Here is a 10,259-nt window from a genome sequence, read left to right as displayed (position 1 = left end):
TCATGGCTGTGCCTGCGCTCGCGTGACGAACAGCGGGCTGGTCCAGATCTGGTGTCCGTCACTCTGCGCCGCCCGCAGATAGACCGCGCTGCGCTCCCGCGGCAGCGTCAGTGTCAGCGCACCGGTGACGGTGACGGGTAATGCCGACGGGTCGGCGACGCGCTCGACCTGGATGTGCAAATTCAAACCACCTGTGGTCTCGGTGATTTCGGTCTGATCGAGCAACTGCGCACCGGTCACGGTGAGGCTCGCACGATGTTCTTCTTCGAGCACCGTCGTCTCGATGTGCAGCCGCGCCTGGGCAAGGTCACCGAGCCGCACGATCAATCCGATGTCCGCACCATAGGTCGCGGTGTGCCAGTTGACGACTTGGCCGTCGGTGTCGATGCGCTGTTCGGGATGGCTGATGGCCCACGGTGCTACGGAGTCGAGACTGCTGCCGTCGACCTGTAACCGGCCCGTCCACGTCGCCCAACGGTAACGGTCGCGGTGCCGGGCACCACCCCAACGGATCCGGACCAGCGAATCCGACAGCCCGGTTTCGGCGTTGAGGTCGCGCCGCCACAGCGGGCCGTGTGTGTCGTAGATCAGCAGATCTTCGATGCCCGTGCTGCCGTAGACAGCGTAATCCGCGGTGAGTTCCGCGGCGGCCGTGAGGATTTCATCACCCATCCAGTCCTCGCCGCTGCGCAGCAATGCCACCGCCCGTGCGCCCGTGGTCGCCCAGGTGCGGCGTGAGCGCAGCGCGCGTCCGACGTGCTTGGCGGTGAGTTGTTCGGCGAGCACACCGGTCAGGCCACCGTGCCCGCCGAAGATGTTGGCCCCCGGTGCACCACCACCGGGACGGCCGCGGTGTTCGTCGCTGGCGGCGCTGGCACCGACCTTGAGGCCGCGGGCCAGCGCATCCTCGAGGAACCACGGACTGCTGCCCCAGCTGGAGTGCACCTCGATCAGTCGCTCCAGCTCGGGATGGTGCCAATCCAGGACGGCTCGCCGGCCCCCGACGTGCGGAATCAGCAGATAGGCTTCCGGCTCTTTCTCGTAGGCCGCGTACAGCTCGGTGATCGGCCACGTCTGCGGGGTCGGGGCGGCCGCGGCCATGCCCTGGCGCCATTCCAGCGATCGCGCGATGGTGGTGTCCTCATCGAGGAAGACGACGTTGTGATCGCCGCCCACACCGGCGGTCCCGCACCACTCCACGCCGGGGAAACAGACGAAAGTGCCGTCCTCGGCGGCGGTTCGGCACGCCGCGACCACCTCGGACCAGGCGCCGTCGGTGATCTGGAAATCGTTGGCGGTGTAGCCGAGGACGTCCAGGCCGCCGATGTCACGCCCGTAGCGCAGGTTCCAGTCCGTGTCCTGCGTTCCGACGGTGTCGTTGGAATGCACGTGCAGATCGCAGAACAATCCCCGCGGCGCGGGCAGGTCCTCGACGACGTCGATGGCGACGGTGCAAGGGCCGAAGGAGGCGCCGTTGGCCGCGGCGGTCAGCTTGATGGAAGTCTTTTCCGCCGGAACGTCTAAGACGGCATACGCCCAACCCGATGCCGGAGTGGTTGCGGCCGCGATCTTCTCGCCGTCGGCCTCGGCGCGCACCGTCGCCGCGACGTCCTGGCAGGCGTTGCCCCACCGGTCCTGCAGATGGGTGCGCAACCGCGCCATCGTGGTGCCGGCGCCGACCACCCGCGGCCCATGCACCACCAGGCGGTCGGGCGGGCCGGGAGTGACGGCGAGTTTGGCGACCGCGGCATGCGCCATCCGGGAGGTGCCGAGCGGGTCGACGTAGAGGTGCACCTCGAAGTCGTCCTCGACGAAGGTCTGCACCCGGGTTCCCGGTCCGCCGAATCGGCGGTCCCCGAGCCTGATTTCGATCACGTCGCCGGGACGCAGATAGCCGTCCACCACGTGAACCAGCAGCGATTTCTGGAAGGGCCGCTCCCCGCCCTTGACGTCGTAGCGGGTGGCCAGTCGCTGCACGGTGGCCCGGCCGTCGGGCGATGCGCCGCCCAGCACCGAGCGACTGACGAGCGACGCGGTGGCGAAGTCGCGCCCGGCGGGGTCGGTGGTCTGCAGGTCCCAGTCGGAGTAATAGCGGAAGCACAGCTTGAGCCAGCCGCTGTCGGCGATGCCGGATTGTCCGACGGTGTAGGTGAATACGATTTCTTCGATCGCACCTGCGACGACCCGCTCCGTCTGGCAGGTCAAAGTACCCAGAAACGGCAGCGTCGCGAACTCGGCCGTGATCCGGTCCCGCACCTCGACCGACGAGCAGTCGTTGGTCCGGAGACCGCCAACGGGCCGCACGACGACAGACATGCCGCTTATTGTGTGCGTCCGGCACTTAGGCGTCCAGCGCATAGATATGATCCGATCAATCATCGAAAGTGATCGATCGTGAACCTTCAGCAACTTCGCTACGTCCTCGCGGTGGCCGAGACGCGCAGCTTCACCCGCGCCGCGGAGACCCTGTTCGTGGTGCAGTCGGCGCTGAGCCAGCAGGTCCGCAAACTCGAGGATGAGCTGGGCGTTTCCGTTTTCAATCGCACCACCCGCTCAGTCTCGCTGACGCCGGCCGGCGAGGCCCTGCTGCCGCTGGTCCGACAGGTCATCGCCGGGGTGGATCAGATCGCGATCGATGCCCAAGCGCTGCGGGGAATGGTGACCGGCCGACTTAGCGTCGGGATGATGGAAATTCCCTCCGAGAGTCTGGACGTCGCCGCGCTCATGGCGACCTTCCACGCCCGCTACCCCGACGTCACGGTGACGCTGCGCAGCGGCGGCAGCGACCTGCTCGTCCAGGCCACCCGGGACCGAAACCTGGACGCGGCGATCGTCGGCTCCAACGACGCCCGGTCCGGCGACCAGCTCATCTTCGAGCACCTGTTCACCGAGTCGCTGGTGGCCGTGCTGCCGCAGGAACATCGGCTGGCCGCCCGCCCGTCGGTGTCGCTGCGGGAGTTGGCCGAACTCCCGTTCATCGACTTCCCGCCGGGCTACGGCCTGCGTCGCGAGACCGACCGCGGGTTCGCCGACGTCCGGCGCCGGGTCGCCTTCGAGGTGACCCGCGTCGACGAGGTGATCCACTTCGTCTGCCAGCAGCTCGGTGTCGCGTTGCTGCCCGAGTCGGTGGCCCGCAGCCGGGCCGAGGTCAACGCGACGCTGGTGCTGCTGCCCGTGCGAGGCGCGGACCTACGGCGCGAGGTTCACCTGGTGGCGCCGCCGAGCCGCCTGCGGTCCGCGGCCACCCATGCCTTCATCCAGTGCGTGCACGAGCACATAGGCATCACATAGGCGTCACGAATTGACCGGACCGGTCAGGTAGCGCGCGAACACCGGACGCAGCCATTCGGCGAGGGTCGCGTCGTCCATCTCGGTCAGCGCCGGGATCCGCAGGATGTAGCGGGCCGTTGCCAGCCCGAGCACCTGGGATCCCACCAGCGCGGCACGCTCGGCGGGTTGGTCCGGTACCGCGGCAGCCAAAGCCGGCGCCACCCGGTCGACGAACACCTCGAGCATGGCGTCCGCGGCGGCGCGATTGGTCGCGGCCGCGCGCAACAGCGGCAGAAACGGTCCGTCGGATCCCCAGACCGAGACGAACATCGGCAGCAACACCTCGACGAGCCGATCGGGCGGAACCGCACTGAGGTCCGGGAAGGTGATTTCGAATCGTGAAGCGGCCGCGAATAATTCGGCCTTGCTCCCGAAGTAGTGCATGACCAGTGCCGGGTCCACACCGGCCGCGGCCGCGATCGAACGAATGGTGGTGCGTTCGAAGCCATGGTTTGCGAATTGCGAGCGCGCCGTCGCCAGGATGGCCGCTCGCGTTGTTTGTCCATCGCGCTTTTCGCGGGGCTTCAAAGGCATGCCCAGCAGTGTATTCAACAACTGTTGACACGACCAGACCCGAGGTTTACCGTTGACTTCAACAGTTGTTGAATTTGGAGGTTCTCATGGCCGTAACCGCCATTCAGATAGGTCTCGACCCCGACGTGATCGACTGCTCAGCGCCGGAGTTCGCCCAGTTCCCAGCCCTTACCCGGGAGAAGCTGCGCGCCGCCAATGACGACAACGTCGCGGCGTTGCGCGCGGCGGGCTACCAGGTCGACAACTGCCTGATCGACTTCGGTGAGGCGGGCGCCGCCAAGGCCCGCCACTGGCTGCGAGCCAAGTCCTACGACGCGGTGCTGATCGGGGCCGGCGTGCGGCTGGTCGCAAGCAACACCCTGCTCTTCGAGGCGATCGTCAATGCCGCGCACATTGCACAACCCCACTGCCGCTTCGTGTTCAATTACGCCGCCCAGTCCACGCCCGACGACATCCGCCGTTGGTACCCGCACCCCGAGGCGGTGGCGAAATGAGCGGCTATGACGTCGATGTCCTCGTCGTGGGCGCCGGGCCCACCGGCCTCACCGCGGCCGGCGACCTGGCGCGGGCCGGCCGGTCGGTCACCGTGCTGGAGCGCTGGCCCACCGTCAACCCGGCCAGCCGGGCGTTTGCCACCATGGCCCGCACTCTGGAGGTGCTCGACGCCCGCGGGCTGGCCGAGGACGTGCTGACCCGGGCACATCGGGCGCCCGGCGTCACGATCTTCGGCGGCGCCCGCATCGATCTCACCCGACTCGACTCGCCCTACCGGTTCGTGGCGGTCACCCCACAGACCAACGTCGACGCGGCACTGCGCGAGTACGCCGTCGCGCAGGGCGCCAGAATCCGCCGCGGCATCGAGGTCACCGGACTGGAACAGGATTCCACCGGGGTCACTGTCCGCACGGCTGGCGGGAGACGTTGGCGCGCAAAGTATCTGATCGGGGCCGACGGCGCGCACAGCACGGTCCGCTCCTTGCTGGGCGCGGATTTTCCCGGCAAGACGGTGCTGTCCTCGATCGTGCTGGCTGATGTCAAGCTGGCGCACCCGCCCGCCGGCGACGGACTGAAGGTCGGCAGCACCCGAGACTCGTTCGCGTTCCTGGCGCCGTATCAGCGGCGTGACGCGCAGGGCTCGTGGTACCGGGCCATGACCTGGGACCGCGGCTATCAGGTGCCCGATGACCAGCCTGTCTCCGACGAGGAGATCATCACCATCCTCGACCGGGCCATGGGTGCCGAACTGACCGTGCGGGACATCCAGTGGAAATCCCGATTCCATTGTGAGGAAAGGCAAGTCACGCGCTATCGGCACGGTCGTGTTTTCCTGGCCGGTGACGCCGCCCACGTGCACTCGCCGATGGGCGGGCAGGGCATGAACACCGGCATCCAGGATGCGGCGAACCTGGCGTGGAAGATCGACGCCGTACTCGGCGGTGCGGATACCGGAGTGCTCGACACCTATCACGACGAGCGGTACCCGATCGCCAAACGGGTGCTGTTCCAGTCCGGCATGCTGGCCCGCGGCGTGACACTGCATCCCCGCGTGGGGCGAGCGCTGCGAAACCTGCTGGCACCGAGGCTGCTTCGCGTCGCCCGGGTGCGCGACACGGTCGCAGGCAGCTTTGCCGGAACAACATTGCGGTACGGCCGCCGCCGCGACGACCACCCGCTGGTGGGTACCCGCGCCACCCAGATCGCGCTCACCCAGGGACGGCTCACCGAGTTGCAGCGGATCCTGCCCGGTTTCGTGTTGGTCCGCGAACAGGGCGCCGCCGCTGCCGATGCCGTCGACCTGCACCAGGCCGAACGCTGTGATGACGGTCCGGCCGTGCTGGTGCGACCGGACGGCTACATCGCCTGGGCCGGGAAGTCGGCCGATCGGACCGGGTGGTCCGCGGCGCTGACCCGGTGGACGGGAGCCGGGCGCGTTCATGGCGCCGGCCTGCAAGCCGTGCCCTGACCGCTAATCCGCTGGACTGGGCGGGAATTCCGCTTGAGTCCGGACGATATCCCGATAGGCGTCCACGCGCCCCGGTACCGTGCCCAGCACCGCCGTTGTATGACCGTCGCGGCCATAGGCAGCGACGAATTCCCATGTCGCGGGATCCCCCTCGAGGATTTTCGTCGCGTCGTAATCGGTTGGGACGCCCAGCATCTGGACCTTGACGTCATACTGGTCCGACCAGAAATAGGGTACTTCGCGATACTCCGACGCGCGATCGTGACCCGCCAACAGCGTCCGGGCTGCGGCCGCGCCCTGACGGCCGGCATGATCCCAGTGCTCGATACGTAGCTGGCGCCCGTACAGCGGGTGCCACCAGGACGCCACGTCACCGGCGGCCACGACGTCGGTACCTCCTTCGACCGTGCCCGTCGCATCGCAGACCACTCCGTCGTCCACCCGCAGTCCGGAACCCTCGAGCCAGTCCGTCGCCGGCGTGACACCCAAGCCGATGACGACGAGATCGGCAGGCACCTGCGAGCCGTCGGTGAGGCGGACGGCCTCCACATGGCCGTTGCCGACGAACTCGTCGACGCCGACATCGACCCGCAGATCGACGCCATGCTGGCGGTGCAGGTCGGCCCAGTGCGGCGCCAACTCCCCGCCCAGCGCGGCGAGCAACGGATTGGCGGATCGCTCGATCAGCACCACCTCGAGCCCGATCTCCCGGCAGGTTGCGGCGACCTCGGCACCGATGAATCCCCCTCCGACCACGACGACCCGGGGCCGCGAGCTCAGTCGCTCGCGAATTGCCAGGCAGTCGTCGACCGTGCGAAGCAACATCACGCCGTCCGGCACTGGCCCGTTCGGCCACTCACGCGGAACCGCGCCGCTGGCGATCACCAAACCGTCAAATTGCAAAGGGAATTCGTCGTCGCCGTCGCGGACCCGCAGGGTTCGGGCCGACATGTCCAACCCGAGTGCCGACGCGCCGCGTAGGACCCGTGCTTCCATCTCGAACTGCGGCGCCAGGTCGATGCCGGCGCGGTGCACCTTCCCACTGAGCAACTTTTTCGATAGCGGCGGACGATGATAGGGCGCGCAGCGTTCCGCACCCACGATCGTGAGCTCGCCGTCGTAGCCGTCCTGCCGCAGCGTCTCGGCGGCGCGCGTCCCGGCAATCCCCGCACCGACGACAACCACTTGTTTGAGGGACGTCGGCATCGTTCAGTCCCTTACCGTGATCGCCTGGGTCGGGCAGGACACTTCGGCGCCCTTCAACTGCTGACGGAATTCTTCGCCCGGTTCCTCCTGCAGGACATGGAGGCCGTCCTCGGCCACCTCGAACACCTCGTGGCAGATGCTCATGCACACGCCGTTGCCGTCACACGTGTCCAGATCCACTGAAACCTTCATCGCAGCGCCGCCTTTTGTGCGCGCTCGCGAGCGGCCTTGGCCACCGGCGAATAGTTCAGGTAGTCGATCGCCATCTGCGTGTCCGCCTCGCCGCTGGGGTGATGGCTGGGCCGCATGTACCGCACCGGCGATGTCACCAACAGCTTCCACGGGCTCGGAAGCCGGTATTGCCGGGCCGCCCGCATCCAGTCGCGCCATCGCCATTTCTGATCGATGGTCGGGTCGTGGTTCATCAGGTACTTGGCTCCGGCGATCCACCAGCCGATGAACAGCGGTGCGGTCATGAACATGGAGAAAGCGCGGATGACGTAGCTCCCACAGACGTGCTGGTACACGTCGAACACCAGGGAGCGATGCTCGACTTCCTCCGCGCCGTGCCAGCGCAGCAGATCCAGCATCATCGGGTCGGCGCGGGCGTAGTCCAGTCCCCGGTTGGTCAGCACCCACTCGCCCAACATCGCGGTGAAGTGTTCGAGTGCGGCCACATCCGCCAGACGCCGGTACAGCCACCAGCGGCGCAGCGGCGGTGGGAAGTACTTGGGCGGATCACCGAGGCTCAACGACAACGTCTTACCCAGTCGCTCGGTGTACGGCTTGGTGTCAATACCCTGTTCGGCCAGATGGTCAAGCACCACTTGGTGCGCCCACGCATGCCAGGATTCCTGCTGGATGAACGGTTTGATGGCCGCCTCCAACTCCGGATCGTCGACCAGCGACGAGGCCTCGAGTACCGCCTTGATGAAGTGGCGCTCACCCTCGGGCAACAACAGATGCAGGACGTTGATCATGTGTGTGGAAAACGGGTCATCGGGGACCCAATGCAGAGGCGTCCCCGACCAGTCGAAGCGAACCATCCGTCGGAATTTCGGGTGTCCGTCGTGATGAAGTGCCACTTCTGGCATACGTGATTCCTCCCGCCCGCTGAGCACTCTTGGCGCGTTCGTACAGTGACAGAGCGGCTGCCCGCAGGGACTACCGGGCTGCGCGGATGATCTGCGAACAACCGTTCACTCAACGTGTACCCACCGGCTCGGCGGTCTAACGTGCCGGCGGCGACTGATCCGCGCCATGGCGTAAGAAGAGTGGGGTGACCACCGACATCCGCGTGCTCGACGGCGAAGCAGATCTGCTGGCCGCGTCGAACGTGTTCCGCACCGCCATGGTCGGATTCCCGCCGCTGGACCTGGCGCCCGGTCAGATCGCCACCATGCTCGAGCCCGGCCGGACCATCGGCGCGTTCGTCGATGACCGCCTGGTCGGCACCGCCGACGCGGTGACCAGCACACTGACCCTGCCCGGCGGTGAGGTCGTGGGCCATGCCGCCGTGACGCACATCGGGGTCCTGCCGTCCTACACCCGGCGAGGCATTGCCAGCGGTCTGGTCGGACATCAATTGCGCGACTTCGCCGCCCGCGGTGAGGTGGTCGCGACATTGCGGGCCTCGGAGGCGACGATCTACGGGCGTTACGGCTACGGGGTGGCCAGTTCCACGCAGAGCGTGGAGGTGCAGACGGCGCGGGCGGCGTTCCGGCCAGGCGTTGGGCCGGGTGGGCCGGTGCGGTTGCTCGACGTGACGCAGGCATGGGACGTGTTGCCACGCATCTATTCCGCGCACCGCCCGGCCCGGCCGGGCACCATCGACCGCCCCCCGGTGTGGTGGCAAAGCCTCCGATTGCGCAGTGAATCCGGGCCTGGCCCTTTGTATATCGCGGTGCACGGCGAACCCGGATCGGAGTCGGGCTTCGCCCGCTACCGTCCCATCGACACCGAACGGTGGTTCGTCAGCGACCAGCGCACCATCGTGGTGGAGGACTTCTTCGCCCCCACCACCGACGCGTACCTCGGTTTGCTCCGTTTCCTGCTGGGTTTGGATCTGGTCGACCGCGTGGTGTTCTGGATGCTGCCCGTCGACGACCCGCTGCCGTCGCTGCTGGCGGATCGGCGCGCCGCCAAGGTTACCGCGGTCCACGACGAGACGTGGTTGCGCATCATCGATGTACCGAACGCGCTCGCCGCGCGCCGCTACTCCGGTGCCGGTTCATTCACCCTGGCGGTCAATGATGCGCTGTTGCAGGGTAACTCGGGAGTCTTCGCGATCAGCGGCGACGGCGCTTCGCTTACCGATCGCTCGCCGGACGTGCAGGTTGACGTCGACGGTCTGGGCGCGGTCCTGCTCGGCGGTGCGACGTGGCGCGGTCTCGCTCTGGCCGGGCTGGCGCGGGCCGACGATCCCGCAGCGCTGACGATCGCCGACGAGTTGTTCGCGGTGCCCGTCGCTCCCTACGCCGGCTTCTACTTCTGAGTGCTGCTGAGCATGATCGTCATCGTCGGCGCCGGCATCTCGGGGCTGGCGGCCGCCTACGCACTGTCCCGGCGCGGCGAGCGCGCGCTGGTGATCGAGCGTGGCGAGCCGTTCGCCGAACAGTCGGTCGGGCTGGCGCGGATCTTCCGCATTGCACACCAACGCCCGGAGTTGTGTCGGCTTGCGCTGCACGCCCGTATTGGTTGGCAGGGCTGGGAGTCGATTTTCGGCGCCGGACGGCTACTGGGCTCCGAGGGTTTCATTTCCGCTGGTGCTGTCGACGCTGTCGCCGCCGCCATGCGCGACGCCGGCGCCGAGTTCCGGCGGCTCGACCGTGGAGGAATCGCGGCACGCCTACCCTTTGTCGACGTGCCCTGGGAGACCGGCATTTTCGACCCGCTCGGCGGCAGCCTGCGCATCCGTCGCGCGTTGACCGCGCTGGCCCAGCGCGCGGACATCCGGCGCGCCGACGTCCGGTCGGTCGCCGACGACGGCGCGGTCGCACTCGGGGATGGAACGCAGCTGCGGGCCGAGAGGGTGCTGATCTGCGCGGGGGTGCAGACCCCCGCCCTGTTCGGTCCACTCGACATCGAGTTCGGCCCGCACACCCGGTTTACCTACCAGGGCGCCGATGCGACCGGCGCCGCCTGCCTGTCCGCGCCGGAGGGCTACGGCCTGCCGATCGGCAGCACCGGCCGCTGGGCCTTCGGTCAGGACCTCGCGGACCCGGCG

Annotated in this window: 10 protein-coding genes; 5 read left to right on the top strand and 5 right to left on the bottom strand. The window is 67.8% G+C overall.

The genetic code is table 11. The features are described from left to right. Nucleotides 1-2,316: a CehA/McbA family metallohydrolase domain-containing protein gene (locus A9X01_RS23275; protein ID WP_065122987.1), complete on the bottom strand. Its 2,316-nt coding sequence runs from the start codon at nt 2,314-2,316 to the stop codon at nt 1-3. A gap of 78 nt (nt 2,317-2,394) precedes the next feature. Here A9X01_RS23275 and A9X01_RS23270 point away from each other — a divergent pair, with 78 nt between their 5' ends. After that, nucleotides 2,395-3,291 (top strand): LysR family transcriptional regulator, encoded by an 897-nt coding sequence (locus A9X01_RS23270; RefSeq protein ID WP_065122986.1) that lies wholly within the window; start codon nt 2,395-2,397, stop codon nt 3,289-3,291. 3 nt (nt 3,292-3,294) lie between these two features. Here A9X01_RS23270 and A9X01_RS23265 read toward each other — a convergent pair whose 3' ends face one another. Continuing rightward, nucleotides 3,295-3,864, bottom strand: a complete 570-nt coding sequence (locus tag A9X01_RS23265; protein ID WP_065122985.1) for a TetR/AcrR family transcriptional regulator — start codon at nt 3,862-3,864, stop codon at nt 3,295-3,297. A gap of 86 nt (nt 3,865-3,950) precedes the next feature. Between A9X01_RS23265 and A9X01_RS23260 the strand changes: the two genes are divergently transcribed. Then, entirely contained in the window at nt 3,951-4,358 is a 408-nt protein-coding gene (locus A9X01_RS23260; protein ID WP_065122984.1) for a hypothetical protein, read from the top strand. Next, nucleotides 4,355-5,827 carry an FAD-dependent oxidoreductase gene (locus A9X01_RS23255; RefSeq protein WP_065122983.1) on the top strand — a complete coding sequence of 491 codons (1,473 nt, stop codon included), beginning with the start codon at nt 4,355-4,357 and terminating at the stop codon, nt 5,825-5,827. Before A9X01_RS23260 ends, A9X01_RS23255 begins: the two co-directional genes overlap by 4 nt. A gap of 3 nt (nt 5,828-5,830) precedes the next feature. Here A9X01_RS23255 and A9X01_RS23250 read toward each other — a convergent pair whose 3' ends face one another. The 3 genes from A9X01_RS23250 to A9X01_RS23240 are packed head-to-tail and all read right to left on the bottom strand — an operon-like array spanning nt 5,831 to nt 8,127. After that, a complete protein-coding gene (locus tag A9X01_RS23250) occupies nt 5,831-7,033 on the bottom strand; it encodes an NAD(P)/FAD-dependent oxidoreductase (protein WP_065122982.1) in 1,203 nt (400 codons plus the stop codon). 3 nt (nt 7,034-7,036) lie between these two features. Further along, a complete protein-coding gene (locus tag A9X01_RS23245) occupies nt 7,037-7,225 on the bottom strand; it encodes a ferredoxin (protein ID WP_065122981.1) in 189 nt (62 codons plus the stop codon). Continuing rightward, the gene (locus A9X01_RS23240) at nt 7,222-8,127 is read right to left on the bottom strand and encodes a metal-dependent hydrolase (protein WP_065122980.1); all 906 of its coding nucleotides are present in this window, start codon (nt 8,125-8,127) and stop codon (nt 7,222-7,224) included. The genes A9X01_RS23245 and A9X01_RS23240 overlap by 4 nt, the downstream gene beginning before the upstream one ends. 185 nt (nt 8,128-8,312) lie before the next feature. On the opposite strand from A9X01_RS23240, the gene A9X01_RS23235 reads away from it, so the two are divergent. Both A9X01_RS23235 and A9X01_RS23230 read left to right on the top strand, forming a co-directional pair. After that, the gene (locus tag A9X01_RS23235; protein ID WP_065122979.1) at nt 8,313-9,527 is read left to right on the top strand and encodes a GNAT family N-acetyltransferase; all 1,215 of its coding nucleotides are present in this window, start codon (nt 8,313-8,315) and stop codon (nt 9,525-9,527) included. 12 nt (nt 9,528-9,539) lie between these two features. Then, a partial coding sequence (locus A9X01_RS23230; protein ID WP_065123013.1) for an NAD(P)/FAD-dependent oxidoreductase occupies nt 9,540-10,259 on the top strand: 720 nt, incomplete at its 3' end.

Origin of the sequence: Mycobacterium asiaticum, from assembly GCF_001668675.1 — a bacterium.
Taxonomy (GTDB): Bacteria; Actinomycetota; Actinomycetes; order Mycobacteriales; family Mycobacteriaceae; genus Mycobacterium; species Mycobacterium asiaticum_D.
This window is presented reverse-complemented; position numbering and strand designations above follow the sequence as displayed.

Coding starts and splice junctions, on each gene's coding strand:
- A9X01_RS23275 (WP_065122987.1), bottom strand. CDS start 2,316: ATGTCTGTCGTCGTGCGGCCCGTTGGCGGTCTCCGGACCAACGACTGC.
- A9X01_RS23265 (WP_065122985.1), bottom strand. CDS start 3,864: ATGCCTTTGAAGCCCCGCGAAAAGCGCGATGGACAAACAACGCGAGCG.
- A9X01_RS23260 (WP_065122984.1), top strand. CDS start 3,951: ATGGCCGTAACCGCCATTCAGATAGGTCTCGACCCCGACGTGATCGAC.
- A9X01_RS23255 (WP_065122983.1), top strand. CDS start 4,355: ATGAGCGGCTATGACGTCGATGTCCTCGTCGTGGGCGCCGGGCCCACC.
- A9X01_RS23250 (WP_065122982.1), bottom strand. CDS start 7,033: ATGCCGACGTCCCTCAAACAAGTGGTTGTCGTCGGTGCGGGGATTGCC.
- A9X01_RS23245 (WP_065122981.1), bottom strand. CDS start 7,225: ATGAAGGTTTCAGTGGATCTGGACACGTGTGACGGCAACGGCGTGTGC.
- A9X01_RS23240 (WP_065122980.1), bottom strand. CDS start 8,127: ATGCCAGAAGTGGCACTTCATCACGACGGACACCCGAAATTCCGACGG.